The following is a 17,057-nucleotide window of genomic DNA, read 5'->3' on the forward strand; positions in this document are numbered from 1 at the left end:
GGAGGATGGTTTCCCGGTCGGCGTAGGTGAACGTGCCATTCTGCGGTTTGACCGCCACGATGGTCACGCCGTAGCGGGCGCGTAGTCCTGTCTGGCCCAGTGGGATGCCGACGAGTTCATGTGGTGGCCGGGTCTTGGCCATCACGTAGTCCTCGTCGAGCTCGATGTAATCGAGCATCTCGCCCGACAGCAGGTGCGCGACGCGCTCGCCCATGTCGTGCTCGGGCAGGACCACATGATGCGCGCCGACTCGTTGCAGGATCCGCCCGTGCTGCCGGCTGATCGCCTTGGCCCAGATGTCGCCGATCTCCAGGTCGGCCAGGTTGGCGGTGGCCAGGATCGAGGCTTCCTGGTCGGTGCCGATCGCGACCACGGCCCGGCGGAATTCGGCCACGCCCAGCTGGGCCAGGGCCTCGGGGTCGGTGGCGTCGGCCACGACCACATGCGGGATGCGGGCCGAAAGCGCCTGCACGACCTTGGCGCTGCCATCGATGGCCAAAATTTGCGTGCCCCGGCGCATCAGTTCCAGGGCCAGGGAGCCGCCGAACCGGCCCAGCCCGATGACCACCACGGATTCGTCTCGCTTAGCCAACGATGGTTCGCTCCTCTGGTAGCTGGAACCGGCGGGCCCGCTCCCGCAGCGCGAGAGCCGTGCCCAGGGTGAGCGGGCCGACCCGGCCGACGAACATCAACAAGACGAGCAGCACGTGTGCCGCCCGGGGCAGGTCGGCGGTGATCCCGGTGGACAGGCCGACCGTACCGAACGCGGAGATCGCCTCGAACACCACGCGGTCGCCGGCGTGGTCGGTCATGGATGTCAGCACGAGCGAGGCTATCGCGACCACGCCGACGCCGATCAGGGCGATGGTCAGCGCCTGGCGTTGCAGGTCGGCGGGGATCGAGCGCCGCCCGACCCCGACGCGCGGCTCCCCGCGCAGCTCGGCCCAGATCACGTACCCAAGCAGACCAAAGGTGGTCACCTTGATCCCGCCGGCCGTCCCGGCACTGCCACCACCGATGAACATGAGTATGTTGTGCATCAGCACGCTCTCCGGCGTGAGCCCGGCGAGGTCGAACGTGTTGAAGCCGCCGGAGCGCGGCATGACGGCCGCGAACGCGCCGTTGAGCAACCGGGCCTGCGGGTCGAGAGCTCCGAGCGTCTTCGGGTTGTACCACTCCGCGGCCGTGATGACCAGGAAGCCCGCGGCCAGCAGGGTCACCGAGACCAGCACGGTGATGCGGGTCAGGACCGACCACCGGCTGGGCCGCCGCCAGTTGCGCGCGAGCTCGAACACGACCGGAAAGCCAAGGCCCCCAACGACAACCGCAAGCGCGATCGTCACGAGAATCCACGCGTCACCACGGAACCCGGTCATGCTGTCGGGCCACAACACAAATCCGCCGTTGTTGAACGCCGACACGGCGTGGAACACCCCACGATAGGCAGCCTGCCCGAACGGCAGGTCGTAGGCCAGCCACCACCGCGTGGTGAGGACCACCGCCACCACCGCTTCGGCGCTGAGCGAGAACACGACCACCTTGCGCAGCACCCGCCGCACGTCCGCGGGGCGCATCGTCTTGGTCTCAGCCTGCGCGAACACCCGGGCCTGCAGCCCCAGCCGCCCGGAAACCAGCAGGGCGACCACGGTCGCCAGCGACATGATGCCCAGCCCACCGGCCTGCATCAGCAGCATGATGACCACCTCGCCGAACGTCGACCAGTGCGCCCCGGTGTCCGTGGTGATCAGCCCGGTGACGCACACCGCCGACGCGGACGCGAACAGGGCGTCGACCAGGTGCGCCTGGTATCCGGCCTCGGTCGCGATGGGCAGCCACAGCAACCCGGCGCCCACGGCTATAGCCGCCAGGAAGCCGGCCACCAGCGCTCGCGAAGGATGTGACCACACGACCGGCCATCTTAAACCGCTTTTGCCCGTTTGTGATCACCCGTGGCTACCCGAGCGCGTTTAACTTCTCCTGAACGGAGGCCGCCGCCCCGGCCTGATGCAGCTCATTGAAGATGGCCAGCGCCTGCCGCCAGACCTCTTCGGCCCGCGCCCGGTCGCCCATCGCCAGATGCGTGTCGCCGAGATTGGTCAGCGTGGTCGCCTCGTCGAAGCGGTCGTCCACATCCCGGAAGATGTGCAGCGCCTGCTCATAACTCGCCACCGCCTCATCGTGATTGGACAGTCGGTAGTGGACGTATCCCAGGCTGTCCCACGCGTCCGCCCGGCCGAGCTTGTGGTCGAGCCCGCGGTGCAGTTCGAGCGACTGCTGGCAGTATTTCAAGGCCTCCTCAAGGTTGCCCAGCTGGGCGTGGTCCCAGCCGACCGCGTTGAGCGCGTCGGCCTGGCCGGCGGTGTTGCCGGCCGCGCCGAACAGGTCAAACGCCGCCAGCGCGTGGACCAGCCCCTCGGCGTGCCGGCGCTGCCGGTCGTGCACCATCCCGATGATGAGGTGGGTCCGGGCCTGGCCCGACCGGTCGCCCGCGCGGGCGAACAGCTCCAGGGCCTGCCGCAGGTGCGCGTGAGCGTCGTCGAGCCGGCGCGTGCGCACATACGCGTGGCCGAGATTGCGGTGCACGAACGCCTGCCACGGCCATTCGGAATCGCGCGGTGTGATGCCCACCGTGGCATGCAGGAGCGCAACCCGCTCGTGCCAATGGCCCACCATGTCAAGGAATCCGACCACCGTCCACGCCAGCCGCCAGGTGTGCTGGTCGGCCTCGGCGGCGACCGCGCGATGGACGGCGGCCACCAGCACCGGGCGCTCGGCCGTGAACCATCTGACGGCTTGCCCTCGTTCGGGTATGGGCTCCGGCGTGACGCCCGCCAGTGGGGCCGGCATGGGGATCGGCACCCGGGCCGGGTCCAGCGCCCGTGCGGCGGCGTACCCCGTGTGCAGGTAGTGGTCGAGCATCCGGAGCAGGGCGGCGCGCCGTTCCTCGGCCGGGTCGACCCGCTCGGCGAGCTCGACGCTGTACGCACGCAGCAGGTCGTGTGACGTGAACCGGTCGGCGGTGGTCTCGTTGAACATGTGCGCCGCGGTGAGCTCCATCAGGAGCGGCCGCGTGCGCGCCGGCGAAAGCCCGGCGATGGAGGCCGCGGCTGCTGCGGACACGTCCGGCCCGGGGTGCACGCTGAGCAGCCGGAACAGCCGTGCCGCCGGGGCGCTGAGGGTGCGATAGCTCCACGAGAACACGGCACGCACATCGGTCATCGGATCGTTGTGGGCGAACGCGTCGAGGTCAGCCCGGGTGCCTTCAAGCTCGGCGGCGAAGGCGCTCATCGCCGTGTCCGGCCGCTGCGCCGCACGCGCCGCCACCACCGACAGCGCCAGCGGCAGGCCCGCGCACCGGGCGATGACCTCCTCCGTGGCCTGCGGATCGGACCCGGTCCGCTGCCCGCCGAGCCGTCGTTCGAGCAGCTGCCAGGCCTCCTCAGCGGACAGCACGTCGAGCACGACCGGCCGCGCCCCCTCAGCCGCGATCAGCCCGGTCAACCCGTCGCGGCTGGTGACGACCACCTGGCTGCCGGGCGAGCCCGGCAGCAGCGGGCGCACCTGCTCGGCGTCGCGAGCGTTGTCAAGCACCACGAGCATCCGCCGGCCGGTGAGAAGGCTCCGGTAGAGACCTGCCTGAGCTTCGAATCCGGACGGTACCTGCTGCGGCGGCACAGCAAGCGCGTCGAGAAACCCGCGCATGACCTCCTCGGGCGCCCGCGGCGAGCCGGACGGGTCGAACCCGCGCAGGTTGGCGTAGAGCTGCCCATCGGGAAACCAGCCGGCCACCCGGTGGGCCCAGTGCACGGCGAGCGCCGTCTTGCCGATTCCGCCCGCGCCGCCGATCGCCGTGATCACCAGCGGTGCGCCGGCGTCGCCGAGCCGACTGTCCATTGTGGCCAGCACCTTGTCCCGCCCCACAAACCCGGCCACATCCGCGGGCAGTTGCCGCGGTACCACATGAGAAAGGGGTTGATCTGAAAGCAGCTTGGCGTGCATGGCCTGCAGCTGCGGCCCGGGGTCGGCGCCCAGCTCGTCGGCGAGCTGCCGACGGACCGTCTCGTAGAGTTCGAGTCCCTCCGCCCGGCGCCCGGTCAGGTCGAGGACCGAAAGCAGGCGCACCCACAGCGGTTCGCGCAGCGGATATTGCGCGGTCAGCTCGCGCAGCCGCGCGGCAACGCCGTCGTGCCGCCCGGCGGCCAGGTCCAGGTCGGTGTGCCGCTCGACCGCCGCGAGATATCGCTCCACGAGGTGGGGGGCCTCCGACTCGGCGAGCCACGCGGACCGCACGCCCTCAAACGGCGTGCCCCGCCACAGGGCCAGCGCCTCGCTCAGCGCCCGGTGCTCGGCCACACGGTCCGATGTGGACGATGCTTCGTCGAGCAGTCCGAGGAAGCGCAGCGCGTCGATCTCGGCGGGCGCGGCGCGCAGCACGTATCCGGCGCTGCCCGTCTCGACCAGATCGGCCCCGATCAGCCGGCGCAGCCGCGTGACGTTGGTCTGCACGCTGCCGCGCGGGTTGTCCGGCGGATCGTGCCCCCAGACCGCGGCGGCGAGCCGGTCGGGCGACACGATGTGCCCAGCGGACATCGCCAGCACCGCGAGCAGCACGCTGGGCCGGCCCGTGATCCAGACGGGCGCGCCATCGACGAGGACCTCAAGCGGACCGAGCAGACGAACCTCCAACCCCACGGACAAAGACTGCCATACCGCGGTAACTCGCTTGCGCGGCGCGCGTTGCGGCCGGAAGGCTCTGGGCATGCTGATGGACGCATGCGCAGAGCTCGATGGCGAGCTGCGCCACCGGCCCGAGTTCGCACACACCTCCCACCTGCTGGTCATGGTCGGTGGGCAGGTGGTGCACGACGCGCACTATCACGGGCCCGAGGTGGCCGACGTCTTCTCGATCGCGAAGTCGGTGGTGGCCACGCTGGCCGGGATCGCCGTGCGGGACGGGCTGCTGTCCGATCTGGACACTCCGGTGGAGCGCGTGCTGGACGAGCTCGCCGGCAGGCCGTGCGCGGGCCAGACCCTGCGGCACCTGCTGACCATGACGCGCGGCAGCGAGCCGGACGATATCGATGAGGTGATGGCGCTGCCGGCCGGCTGGCTGGCCCGGATCGCTGATGCGCCAACGATCGCGCCACCCGGCACGACCTTCCGCTACGACGACGGGGCCGCCCACCTGTTCGGTGCCGCGCTCGCCCGCCTGGTCGGCATGCCGCTGGCGGACTATGCGGCGCGCGAGTTGTTCGCCCCGCTGGGCATCGCGCGGTGGCACTGGCCACGCGACCCCGACGGGCTCGACTACGGCTTCGCGCACCTCCGGTTGTCAGCGCACGACCTGGCCAAGCTCGGCACGCTGTGGCTTGACGGGGGCGCATGGCGCGGGCGCCGGCTGATGGACCCGGCTTTCGCCAACGAGATGGTCGCGCCGCAAAGCGTGGGCGGCTGGCCGGAGGACCGGCAGTACGGCTATCTCATGTGGATCGACGAGCACGGCCCGTTCGCCGGCGGCTGGGCCGGGCAGCACGTGACCATCGTGCCGGAGGCACGCGCGATCATCGTCACGACCGGTGATCCGCGCTTCGACCCTGGTCCGCCGCCGACCGACCAGCTCCCAGCCGGTTGGCGCCCGGCGCGCGAGCTGGCGGTCGAACGCCTCCCCTTCTTTCGTTGATCACGAACTGACGTCCATGCTCCACGGCATGCCGTGACGCCAACCTCATGGCCAACCGGCGCGCTTGACAGGTGGCGCACGAGAGACGAATGTGTTCCACGTCACATCTGCCGAATCAAGGTGGTGTCTATGAACTTCGTCGTGGCAGTCCTTATCGGCGCCGTCATCGGGCTCGCGGCCTGGTTCCTCGTGCCTGCGAAGCGGCCGTCCGCGATCTGGATCGGCCCGGTGGCCGGTGCCGTCGGAGCCGTTATCGCCTCGGCCATCGCGACCGTCGTCAGCGCCCCCGGATACGGGATCAAAGAGATCGCGCTCCAGGTGGCCCTGGCCGCCGCTGCCGTCGTCGGCACCATGTTCCTCCCCTCCGGACAGTCCGGGCAGCCGGCCAAGTCCGAATAGCAGCACGCGCAACCGCCGCACTTCCCCGACCACGGGAGTGCGGCGTTTTTCGTGTGCACCGCTCATGCAACAGGGCGGGAGGCACCGCCCGTGGTAGGTGCGGAGGTGTCCATGCGACAGCGCTATGAGCAGTTCCGCAGGTTTAACGCCGGGTCGCCAACCGGTGGGTGGCGGCGTGGTCAGCTGAGCCCCGCCTATCGGGCCGGCAAGCGCCCGTTCATTGAGGGCCTGCCGGATCGGCTACAGGCCGGCCCGCCTTATACACCGCAACAACCCGGCGCAGCGCGGTGATATCGGTCAGTGGATTGCCTTGCACCGCCACGATGTCGGCGTCGAACCCGGCGGCGATGCGGCCCTTGCTCCCGCCCACCCGGCAGGCCGATGCGGCAGCCGATGTGATCGCGCGCAGCGCCGCGATGTTGTCCCCGCCGATCTCGGTGAACTGCAAAGCGCTGTAGGCGAGCGCGTTGTGCGGCTTCGCCGGGCCGATCCCCGCATCGCTGGTGCAGATGAGCTTCACCCCGGCCGCGGTCACCTGCTGGAAGATTTCCGTGAGCTTTTCCAGCAGGGCCGCGATCCGTGGCGGCAGCACGAGCCCCGGCACCGGGATGTGCCCGAGCGTCGCGGACACCACCGTGTCGGAGTTGGCAAGGGCCGCAACGAGTTCGGGGTCGGCCTCGGCCGTGTCGGCGGTCATGAACGAGCAGTGCTCGATGGTGTCGACTCCCGCGTCGAGCGCGTTGCGGATGCCGGTGATGCCGTGGGCGTGCGCGGTGATGGGCAGCCCGAGCGCATGCGCCTCGACCACCGCCGCACGCAACTCGTCCACGGTGAACTGCGGCAGGTGCGGATGTGTCCCCTGGGTGAGCTCGCCGCCCGTCGCCATCACCTTGATGACGTCCGCGCCACGCTCGGCCCGCTCCCGCACCGCGGCGCGAATCCCCTCCACCCCTTGGACTTCGCCGCCCAGGAACCAGCAGTGCCCCTTGACACTCGTGATCGGAGGACCGGCGGCGAGGATGTCGGGCAGCGCCCCGCCCTCCTCGCGCAGCCGCATCGCCAGATAGCCGCGGTCGCCCAGATCGCGCACCGTCGTGATGCCCGCGCGCAGCGCCGAGTGCGCGGCCGCGCGCATCTGTTTTAGTGCGGCGGCGTCGTCTCGGGCGGCCAGCGCGCCGACCACGTCGGTACTGGAATCGAAGCATAAATGCACATGGGCATCAATCATTCCTGGTACCAGGAAAGCCTCGCCCAGATCGGCAATCCGCACACCGTCAGGCGCCTCACCCGCGCCCCGCACGTCCACGATCGTGCTGCCGTCCACCAGCACCAGCGGCCGCTCGACCAACGTCTCGGAATGCCCGTCAAACAGCCATGCCGCGCGGATCCCCAACATCGGCACAGTCTAAGCGGCGACGGCCATACTGTCCGCATGAGTCCGCAGACACAGGAATACGTGCCGACGACGACTGTCGCCTGTGGACAGCGCACGAGTGCGCCGATAGCATCAAAGCGGAGATCGGGCAGTACTTGCGGGACGGCGCGACGGCGCGGCGCAATGCCGAGGCCTGTCCACTCCGACGCTCATCGGCGACGGCGACCCTAGACCCCGCCGGGCCGTCCACTCGCTGGAGCAGGCCCTGCCCACCGCTCAGCGCGTCACCCTTGTGGGCGCGGGTCATCACCCGTGGGTCGAGGACCCAATGGGGTTTCCGCCAAGCCGTCGCACGCTTGCTCACGGCGGCGTGAGCAGGACCGTGCGGGCCCCGCCGGGCGCCCAGCAGCACGGGCGGCCCAACCACACGGGGACGGGGCCACGCACGCCGCGACGTCGCGGCCGTTTGCGTTGACCATGAAGTCGGCGTCGGGATCGTCTCCAGCAGGAGGGACGTATCCTACCCAGGTGACGCGTGTGGTGGTGACCGGTGGGAGCGGCAAACTGGGCCGGGCTGTGGTGAGTGACCTGCTGGAGCACGACTACGAGGTGGTCGTGCTCGACCGGGTGCGGCCTTCCGATGGGCGGGCGAGCTTCACCGAGACCGACCTGACCGACTACGGGCAGGTGGTCGAGGCGTTCACGGCCATCGACTCCCGCTATTCGCGGGTTGACGCGGTAGTGCATCTGGCCGCGATCCCCGGGCCTGGCGCACGCCCCAACGCCGTTACCTTCAGCCACAACGTGTCCGCGAGTTATCACGTGTTCGCGGCCGCCCGCGCCGCCGGCGTCAAAAACGTGGTGTGGGCGTCCAGCGAGACCCTGCTCGGGCTCCCGCTCGACACCCCACCCGCATATATTCCTATCGATGAGGATCATCCGGTACGCCCCGAGAGCGCCTATGCCCTCGGCAAGCTCATGGACGAGACCATGGCGGCCCAGTTCTGCCGGTGGGATCCGGAGCTCAAGCTGATCGGGCTGCGCTTCTCCAACGTCATGGAGATCGCCGATTACGCGGCCTTCCCGTCGTTCAACCACGACCCGATGCTGCGCAAGTGGAACCTGTGGGGCTACATCGACGCCCGTGACGGCGCCCAGGCCGTCCGCAAAGCCTTGGAATACAAGGGCACCGGGTTGGAGGTCTGCATCATCGCCAACGCCGACACGGTGATGACCACGCCGTCGGCCGAGCTGGCCGCGCAGGTGTTCCCGGGCGTGCCGGTGACACGCGAGCTGTCCGGCACCGAGACCATGCTCAGCATCGACAAGGCCCGCCGCCTGCTCGGTTATGAGCCCCGCCACACGTGGAGAAGCACCGCCCTATAGGACCCACCTCATAGGACAGTCCGCGGAAAATGCGGACGAGCCGATCCCGCACGTTGGCATCCTGCTCATGACGATCGCGGGGACTCCCCGCCGGCCCGGCACGGCTCAATGACCCGGCCAAAGCTGCCGCGCAGACCCTTCCTCGCCAGCCCGGCACGGGCTCAATGAGCTGGCCAAGGCTGCCGCGCAGACCTTGCGGCCCAACGATTCCAGTGTGTAGTCAATCGACTACAGTTGACCCGCACTGGCACTCATGGTAGTAGAGTGCTAATGGGTGCGCGGCGAACGCCGCGCCTTCAAGGAGAAGACAGTCGATGGACAGCATGGTTATGGGGGCCGTCAGTCCTTCAGCGGGCCCAGGCTTGGCAGAATCGCGGCAACTGAGGATCGCGATGGTGGTGCCCCCTTATTTCGACCTCCCGCCCCGGGCCTACGGAGGCGTCGAAGCGGTCGTCGCCGACCTCGCCGACGCCCTGGTCGAGGCGGGTCACCGGGTGACCCTGATCGGTGCCGGACGTCACGGCACCAAGGCGCGGTTCCTGCCCGTTTGGGAGGCAGCGATCCCCGAGCGGCTCGGTGAGGCCTTTCCCGAGATCGCACACGCCTCGCTGGCCCGCAACGCGGTGGAGCGGCTGCTGCACCGCGAGGGCCTTGACGTGGTGCACGACCACACCGGCGCCGGGCCGCTCAACGCGCCGTTCTACACCAGCATCGGCCTGCCCACGGTGGTGACCGCGCACGGGCCGGTCACCGGCGATCTGGGCAAGCTCTACCGGACGCTGAGCGACCACATCCAGCTCGTGGCGATCAGCCACCGGCAGCGGCGGCTCGCGCCCGATCTGCCGTGGGTGAGCACCGTCCACAATGCACTGCGCATTCAGGACTGGCCGTTCGCGGCGCAGAAGGACGATTACGCGTTGTTCCTGGGCCGCTTCCATCCCGACAAGGGCGCGCACCTCGCGCTCGACGCGGCCCACGCGGCCGGGCTGCGGCTCGTGCTGGCGGGCAAGTGCGCCGAGCCGGTGGAGAAGGCATATTTCGAGGCCGAGATCCGGCCAAGGCTCACGGAGTCCGACCACTTCTTCGGCATGGCCGATGCGGGGCAGAAGCGCGCGCTGCTGGCCAAGGCGCGCTGCCTGTTGCTGCCCATCCAGTGGGAGGAGCCGTTCGGCATGGTGATGATCGAGGCACTCGCCTGCGGCACGCCGGTCGTTGCGCTCAACCGCGGGGCGGTGCCCGAGATCGTGACCGACGGGGAGACCGGCATCATCTGCACCGAGCCAGACGAGCTGCCGCAGGCCTTGAAAGACGTGACACTGCTGAGCCCGGCCGCGTGTCGGCGGCGGGTCACGCTGCACTTCAACACCGACCGGCTCGCCCGCGGATACGAGCACGCCTACCGCACCGCGCTCACGGTCAGCGGCCTGCAAGCGGTCCGCCCGGCACCGGTCGACCACAAGCGCAACGACAGCGCCCCCGACGTCCGCTGCTCCCTCTGACCGCCGCCGGCGCGGCCGAGCACCGGTCGCGGTGATCAGACCTCGGCCGCGCCGGCTCGGAGACATGGTCGCGTAGCAGGCATGGGCCGTCCTCGCCAAGGCCAACCTGGAGCCCGGCGGGCGAAGATACGCCGGCTTCACCCCAAACCGCTGCGGCACAGAGGAAACAACCGGCTCTTGATCAAAAGAGGGTCAGCGGCTCGTGGTGCGTGGGCTCGGCGAGGGGCTCGATTTCGGGCAGGCGGTCGCGCATGGCCTCGTGGAAGCGGCGGGCGAGGGTGAGGGCGTCGGCGTTGTCGGGTGTGTGGATGAAGACCGTCGGTGAGCGGCCCTCGCGCAGCCATTCGGCGACCGTGTCGAGCCAATACTGCCAGCCGCGGATGGTTTGCGTGACGTCGTCGCGGCCGATGTAGCGGACGACCGGATGCTCGGTGAGAGCGACGGCACGGCGCGGCATGCGGGGTTTGCGCTCCCACGACTCGCGTTCGGCGGGGGTGGTCGGTGGGCTTTGGTAGAGCACAGTCGTGTCGAACGTGACCCACTCGGCGTGCACACCCGCGAGCACCCGCTCCAGGAGCGCGGCATTCCTCGAATCGTCGAAGAACGCGCGATGGCGGACCTCGACCGCGATCCGATAGGTGCTCGGCAGCCGGCCGAGGAAACCCGCGAGCGCGTCCAGATCGGCGGGCGCGAAAGATCCGGGCAGCTGCACCCACAACGCGTGTGCGCGCGGCCCGAGTGGCTCGATGGCCGTCAAAAACGCGCGCAACTCCCGGTCGACGTCGCCCAGGCGGCCCTCGTGCGTGATGGTCTTGGGCAGCTTGACCAGGAACCGGAAGTCGGGCGACGTCTGGCGGGCCCAAGTCTGCACCGTGCCGATCGCGGGTGTGGCATAAAACGTTGTGTTGCCCTCGACCGCATTGCACCACTGCGCATAGGCTCGCAGCCGCTCGCTTGGCGCAACCGACGGTGGCAGGGCATGCCCGAGCCACGGCCGGTGATTCCACATCGCGCATCCCACGTGAAGCCGCACAGGCTAAAGCTACTTCACCGCGACGACGATCTTCGCCTTGGCGTGGCCCTGGCCTCCGTGCCGCATGGCCTCGTTTATCTCGTGCATCGGGTAGACCTTCTCGACGACCGGAACCACTTTGCCCGCCTCAATCAGCTCGCGCAGCAGCGCGAGGTCGGCGCGGCTGGCCCGGGTCAGCATGCCCGTCAGCCGCTGCCGTCCGCAAAAGCGGGCGGCGACGGCGAGCCGCACCGTGGCCGGCAGCGGCCCGAGCCAACGGCCGGTCTTGGGCCCGCTCAGCACGACAAGCGTTCCCGATGGGGCGAGCACCCGTCTGCGGTCGGCGATCGAGCGGTTGCCCACCACGTCGACGATCAGGTCGTACGTCTGTCCACTGTGCACAAAGTCGGAGCGCGTGTAGTCGATGACCCGATCGGCGCCGAGCGACCACACCAGCTCCGCGTTCCGCCCGCTGCACACGCCCGTCACCTCGGCGCCGAACCAGCGGGCCAACTGCACCGCGAACGTGCCGATCCCACCCGAAGCGCCGTTGATGAGCACCCGCTGCCCGGCCTGGACGCGACCCTTGTCCCGCAGTGCCTGCAGCGCGCTGAGCGCCGCCAGGGGTACCGCAGAAGCTTGCTCGAACGAGATGTTGGCCGGTTTGGTCTCCACCAGGTCCTCGTCGACGGCCATATATTCGGCGAATGCGCCCATGCGCATGCCATACACCTCGTCACCGACGTGCAGCCGGGTCACGCCGGGGCCGACCGCCTCCACTTCACCGGCGAAATCGACCCCGAGGATGGGCCGTTTCGGCGTGCGCGGCCCGGCCATGAGGCGCATGAAGTAGGGCGTGCCGGTCAGGTGATGCCAGTCGTACGGGTTGACCCCGGCCGCGCGTATCCTGACCAACACCTGGCCTTCACCTGCGTGCGGCGTCGGGACCTCTTGCGCTTCAAGGACTTCGGGCGTGCCATAGCGGCGATAGACGATTGCCTTCATGCCGACCAGGGTCGCGTCATATGCGGGCTGTCGCGTCGGGCGCACGGCGACACCGTGCCTACGCCCGCTGGTGTAGAAATCACGCCACCTACCCCTGGCGGAGTACGCGTAGGGTGCTGGCATGAGTGAGGGCTTGCCCGAGCGAATCGACAGGCATGCGTCGCGGAGCGAAGCGGAGGGACGCCGTTGAATGGCGGTGCCGGCCTCGCTCTGCTCGCCGCGCTGATGCAAACTGTGGGCACTGCGGTCGCGGCCCGCGGCGAGCCGCATCAGCCGGGCGTGCTCGGCTATGTGCTGCTCGCAGTGGCCGGGCTCGCGGTCGGCGCACGGCACAGCAACCCGCGCGGGGCCGCGTTTCTGATCGCGGCGACGACGGTGGCTTATCACGCGCTGGACTTCCCGTCCGGGCCGCAGGTCTTCGTCGCCGGGATCATATGCGCGGTGACCCTGATGAAGGCCGACCGCCACGGGGTCGTGTTCGGGTTCGCACTGCTGTCGTATGGCGTGTGGCTGTTGGTCATGCGGCCTTCGGGCATCCAGGCGCTGATCCTCGCGGCGTGGCTCATCGGGCTGTTCGTCCTGTGCGGGATGGCAGGCGAGCTGGGCAAGATGTTCGGGCGCATGGGTCAGGAGCAACGCCGGTTGCGTGTCGAGCGGCAACGCAGGCAGGCCAGCGAGGAGCGGTTGCGGATCGCACGGGAGCTGCACGACGTGGTCGGCCACCACCTGTCGCTGATCAACGTGCGGGCCGGCGTCGGGCGGCACCTGATGGACCGCGAGCCGGAGCAGGCGCGGGCCGCGCTCGACACCATCAAGCAGGCCAGCGCCGAGGCGCTGCAGGAGGTACAGGCCGTGCTCAACGCGCTGCGCCCGGCCGATGAGGCCGCGCCGCTGGCTCCCGCACCCGGGCTGGACCGGCTCGGCGAGCTCACGGCCGACGCCGGGATTCCGGTCGAGGTCACGATCGTGGGCGAGGCCCGGCCGTTGCCGGCCGACATCGATCGCGCCGCCTATCGGATCGTGCAGGAGGCGTTGACCAATGTGCGCCGCCACGCGGACCCGTCCGCCAATGTGGCGATAACCATTGAATTTCAAACCGATTCTCTTCTGGTACGGATTGAGGACGACGGGCAGCGGGCCGACTCGCAGGCTGCGGAGGAAGGCAACGGGATCACCGGGATGCGGGAGCGCGCGGCGGCGCTGGGCGGCACGTTGTCGGCCGGCCCGCACGAGAGCGGCTGGCGGGTGTCCGCCGCGCTCCCGCTGTCTGGATTGGACAGTGCGCGGTGATCCGGGTGGTGATCGCCGACGATCAGGCCCTGGTGCGGGCGGGATTCCGGGCGCTGCTGGACTCCGAGCCCGACATCGAGGTCGTGGGCGAGGCGGGCGACGGCGCCCAGGCGGTGCGCTTGGCCCGGCAGACGCGGCCTGACGTGGTACTGATGGATATAAGAATGCCCGGGATGGACGGCCTGGCAGCGACCAGGGAGATCGCCAAGGACGCTGCCCTGGCCGGGGTTCACGTCGTGGTGCTGACAACGTTCGAGCTCGATGAATACGTGGCGGAGGCGTTGCGCGGCGGGGCGGCCGGTTTCCTGGTGAAGAACACCGAGCCGGACGAGTTGATCCGTGGGGTACGCGTCGTGGCCGCGGGCGACGGCCTGCTGTCGCCGAGCGTGACCCGGCGGGTGATCGAGCAGTTCGCCCGGACCGTGCAGCCGGCGCCGCCACTGGGACTGGCCGACCTCACCGAGCGGGAGCGTGAGGTGGTCGCGCTCGCCGGGGCGGGACTGTCCAATGACGAGATCGCCGCGAGGTTGGTGGTGAGTCCCGCCACAGCCAAGACGCACGTCTCGCGGGCGATGATCAAGCTAGGCGCCCGTGACCGGGCACAACTGGTCGTATTCGCCTACGAGGCGGGCCTGGTTCGGCCGGGCTGGATGTCATAGGGCAGGCATATTGTTGGCGGCATGCGATTGTCACCCCTCGCGCTGCTGGCCTTCGTCCTTGCGGCGTGCGCCCCGCAGGAGTTGCCGCAGGCCATGCCCTCCGCCATCTGCACACCCGCGACCATGCCGACCCTGGCCGCGGGCAAGCTCACGATAGGCACCGACGAGCCGGCCTATCCACCGTGGTTTGTGGACAACAAACCCGACAATGGGCAGGGCTTCGAGTCGGCCGTGGCCTATGCCGTGGCCGAAAAGCTGGGCTACGCCAAGGATCAGGTGATCTGGACACGGGTGACGTTCAACAACGCCATCGCGCCGGGCCGCAAACCGTTCGACATCGACATCAACCAGTTCTCGATCACCGAGGAGCGCAAAAACGCGGTCGACTTCTCGGAGCCCTACTACGACGTGGCGCAGACGGTCATCACCGTCAAGGGTTCTAAGATCGCCGGGGCCAAGTCGCTCGCGGATCTGCGGGCCGCCAAGCTCGGCGCGCAGGTCGGCTCGACCAGCTTCCGCGCGATCAGCGAGGTCATCAAGCCCGCCTCGCAGCCGGCCGTGTTCAACAACAATGACGATGCCAAGCAGGCTCTGCAAAGCGGCACCGTCGACGGCATCGTGGTCGACCTGCCGACCGCGTTCTACATGACGTCCGCCGAGCTCGACAACGGCGTCATCGTCGGGCAGGTGCCGCAACCCGCCGGGGCGCAGCCGGAGCAGTTCGGCATCGTGCTCGACAAGGGTTCGCCGATCACGCCGTGCGTCAGCAAGGCCGTGGCCGGCCTGCGCGCCGACGGCACCCTGGCAAAGCTCCAAAGTGCTTGGCTCGCCGGGGTTTCGGGCGCGACGGTGCTCGGCTGACGCTCATGCACGTGCCAAGCGAGCGCCAGCGGCAACGCATGGCGCACAGGCGAAGACAGACCATCGTGTCGGTGGTCGTGGCAGCGCTCTCGACGGCCGTGGTCGGCGGGCTGCTGGCGTTCGCGGTCACGGGTGCGCCCGGCTGGGCGCGGGTAAAGGCCTCGTTCTTCAACCTGCGCATCGCGCGGGAGTCGTTGCCGGCCGTGCTCGATGGGCTGTGGCTCAACGTGCGGCTGCTGGTGTTCTGCGCCCTCGGTGCGCTCGCCCTCGGCCTGGGCATCGCCGTGCTGCGCACGCTGCGCCCGGCGGTGTTCTTCCCGTTGCGTGCGCTGGCGGCTTCATACGCCTACGTGTTCCGCGGCGCACCGCTGATCATCGTGCTCTATGTGCTGACGTTCGGTGTGCCCGGCCTGCGCCTGCAGGGCACACCGTCCGTGCTGGTGCTCGGCGGCGTGGCGCTGGTCATCACCTACGGCGCCTACATCGCCGAGGTTTTCCGGGCCGGGATCGAGTCCGTGCACCCCTCACAACGCGCCGCGGCGCGCTCGCTCGGCCTCACCTACCGGCAGACCATGCGCCATGTCGTGCTCCCGCAAGCCGTCCGCCGGGTCGCCCCACCACTGCTCAACGACCTCGTCGCGATGCAAAAAGACGTCGGCCTCATCTCCCTCGCCGGCCCGATCGACGCCATCCGCGCCGCGCAAATCCAGACCGCGACCACCTTCAACTACACGCCCTACGTCATCGCCGGCGTCCTCTTCGTCCTGCTGGCCATCCCCCTCATCGCCATCACCGACACCGTCACCCTCCGCGCCGCCCGCCGCCAATCGGCCGAGGGCACCACATAGGCAAACCTCGGGGTCGAGCTCCGCCGCCAATCGACCGAGGGCACCACATACGCAACCCCGGGGCCGAGGTCCACCGCCCGCCGCCAATCGGCCGAGGGCACCACATACGCAACTCCAGGGTCGAGCTCCACCGCCCGCCGCCAATCGGCCGAGGGCACCACATAGGGCAACCCCGAGGTCGGGCTCCGCCTCCCGGCCGCGGAGCGCACCGGCCTTCCTCACAGCCCGACACGCCGTGCGCGGCCCACGAGGTCTTGCCCGCTTCTCAGAAGCCGTGCCGGCGCACGGCTCGTGCCGCCCATACCGACAGGCGCGCAGACAGCGTTCGTGCAGGGCGTCGATCTACGCCAAAGTCGTTGTACGGCTGGGATTCACCGCGTGCGGTTGCCGCCGCGGATGGCACAGATGGCGCGATCCTGGGCAAGGGCCCGCATCGCGACACCCCGGTCATCTGCTATCTTCGCGCCGATTCCGGCCACCCCCTGCTGTAGCTGCTCCCGGCCTTATCGCGGACACCGAATAGTCCACGCCCGTGTTCGAAGAGTCCGGCAACCACCCCGTGCGCGCCCGCCGCCACCTCCGTCCGCTCGCCTAGCAGGGCCGCGCTTGCAACGCGCGACAGCGTCCTCCGGCTATCGGGCACCGCCACGCCACGCACGACCAGGCACCACCCCACCACACGCGATCAGTCACCGCCGCTGCGACACGCACAACCAGGCAGCACCGCCGCACCACCACGCGGCCAGGCACCACCGCCGCGCACGCGGTCTCCCGGATACCACCGTCTACCACCGTCGCGCTTGGTTGTTTGAGTGCAGGATCCCGGATATTGCACCGGTTATCGCCTGCGCGGCAACACTATCCCGGATATTGCAGCGCACCTCCACCCCCGCGGCCGCGTTATCCCGGATATTGCGCGCTCCACACCGGCACCCGCCCGCACACCGGCACCGCTCCGCCACGCACCCCAACGCCGGCACCGCTCCGCCACGTGCGACCAATCCGCCACCCCACCACCCAGCGCCCCCGGCCCACCCCACCCG

General features: G+C 69.5%; 14 protein-coding genes. 8 read left to right on the forward strand and 6 right to left on the reverse strand.

Annotation, left to right across the window (positions count from 1 at the left end; translation table 11 throughout):
• The 3 genes from DM816_RS30710 to DM816_RS30720 form a co-directional block, all read right to left on the reverse strand.
• Positions 1–592: potassium channel family protein (locus tag DM816_RS30710; RefSeq protein WP_170318894.1), on the reverse strand; the 592-nt coding region annotated here is incomplete at its 3' end.
• Positions 585–1,907: a TrkH family potassium uptake protein gene (locus DM816_RS30715; RefSeq protein WP_117213874.1), complete on the reverse strand. Its 1,323-nt coding sequence runs from the start codon at positions 1,905–1,907 to the stop codon at positions 585–587. The genes DM816_RS30715 and DM816_RS30710, both read right to left, overlap by 8 nt.
• A gap of 46 nt (positions 1,908–1,953) precedes the next feature.
• Positions 1,954–4,692, reverse strand: a complete 2,739-nt coding sequence (locus DM816_RS30720) for an AfsR/SARP family transcriptional regulator (RefSeq protein WP_117213875.1) — start codon at positions 4,690–4,692, stop codon at positions 1,954–1,956.
• A 67-nt stretch (positions 4,693–4,759) separates the two neighbouring features.
• Here DM816_RS30720 and DM816_RS30725 point away from each other — a divergent pair, with 67 nt between their 5' ends.
• On the forward strand, positions 4,760–5,680 hold the full coding sequence (locus DM816_RS30725; RefSeq protein WP_162908010.1) for a serine hydrolase domain-containing protein: 921 nt from the start codon (positions 4,760–4,762) through the stop codon (positions 5,678–5,680).
• 129 nt (positions 5,681–5,809) lie between these two features.
• Positions 5,810–6,079: a GlsB/YeaQ/YmgE family stress response membrane protein gene (locus DM816_RS30730; protein WP_117213877.1), complete on the forward strand. Its 270-nt coding sequence runs from the start codon at positions 5,810–5,812 to the stop codon at positions 6,077–6,079.
• Between the two features lie 217 nt (positions 6,080–6,296).
• Here the strand turns inward: DM816_RS30730 and DM816_RS30735 are convergent, their stop codons facing one another.
• Positions 6,297–7,475 (reverse strand): amidohydrolase family protein, encoded by a 1,179-nt coding sequence (locus DM816_RS30735; RefSeq protein WP_117213878.1) that lies wholly within the window; start codon positions 7,473–7,475, stop codon positions 6,297–6,299.
• A gap of 507 nt (positions 7,476–7,982) precedes the next feature.
• On the opposite strand from DM816_RS30735, the gene DM816_RS30745 reads away from it, so the two are divergent.
• Both DM816_RS30745 and DM816_RS30750 read left to right on the forward strand, forming a co-directional pair.
• Complete coding sequence (locus tag DM816_RS30745; protein WP_246002451.1) at positions 7,983–8,840, forward strand: NAD-dependent epimerase/dehydratase family protein; 858 nt, start codon at positions 7,983–7,985, stop codon at positions 8,838–8,840.
• A 392-nt stretch (positions 8,841–9,232) separates the two neighbouring features.
• Entirely contained in the window at positions 9,233–10,339 is a 1,107-nt protein-coding gene (locus DM816_RS30750; RefSeq protein WP_117213880.1) for a glycosyltransferase family 4 protein, read from the forward strand.
• A 181-nt stretch (positions 10,340–10,520) separates the two neighbouring features.
• Here DM816_RS30750 and DM816_RS30755 read toward each other — a convergent pair whose 3' ends face one another.
• Together DM816_RS30755 and DM816_RS30760 are read right to left on the reverse strand one after the other, a co-directional pair.
• Positions 10,521–11,348, reverse strand: coding sequence for a DUF72 domain-containing protein (locus DM816_RS30755; RefSeq protein ID WP_117213883.1), 828 nt, complete (start codon positions 11,346–11,348; stop codon positions 10,521–10,523).
• A gap of 33 nt (positions 11,349–11,381) precedes the next feature.
• Positions 11,382–12,356 (reverse strand): NAD(P)-dependent alcohol dehydrogenase, encoded by a 975-nt coding sequence (locus DM816_RS30760; RefSeq protein WP_117213884.1) that lies wholly within the window; start codon positions 12,354–12,356, stop codon positions 11,382–11,384.
• A 186-nt stretch (positions 12,357–12,542) separates the two neighbouring features.
• On the opposite strand from DM816_RS30760, the gene DM816_RS30765 reads away from it, so the two are divergent.
• From DM816_RS30765 to DM816_RS30780, 4 genes are read left to right on the forward strand one after another with little or no spacing between them, the layout of a single operon-like run.
• Positions 12,543–13,646 (forward strand): sensor histidine kinase, encoded by a 1,104-nt coding sequence (locus tag DM816_RS30765; protein WP_246002452.1) that lies wholly within the window; start codon positions 12,543–12,545, stop codon positions 13,644–13,646.
• Positions 13,643–14,305, forward strand: a complete 663-nt coding sequence (locus tag DM816_RS30770; RefSeq protein ID WP_117213881.1) for a response regulator transcription factor — start codon at positions 13,643–13,645, stop codon at positions 14,303–14,305. The genes DM816_RS30765 and DM816_RS30770 overlap by 4 nt, the downstream gene beginning before the upstream one ends.
• Before the next feature lie 21 nt (positions 14,306–14,326).
• A complete protein-coding gene (locus DM816_RS30775; RefSeq protein ID WP_117213882.1) occupies positions 14,327–15,166 on the forward strand; it encodes an ABC transporter substrate-binding protein in 840 nt (279 codons plus the stop codon).
• A 5-nt stretch (positions 15,167–15,171) separates the two neighbouring features.
• Positions 15,172–16,014 carry an amino acid ABC transporter permease gene (locus DM816_RS30780; protein ID WP_117213886.1) on the forward strand — a complete coding sequence of 281 codons (843 nt, stop codon included), beginning with the start codon at positions 15,172–15,174 and terminating at the stop codon, positions 16,012–16,014.
• Positions 16,015–17,057 lie beyond the last annotated feature (1,043 nt).

The sequence above is a fragment of the Allorhizocola rhizosphaerae genome, from assembly GCF_003426775.1.
Lineage (GTDB): Bacteria > Actinomycetota > Actinomycetes > Mycobacteriales > Micromonosporaceae > Allorhizocola > Allorhizocola rhizosphaerae.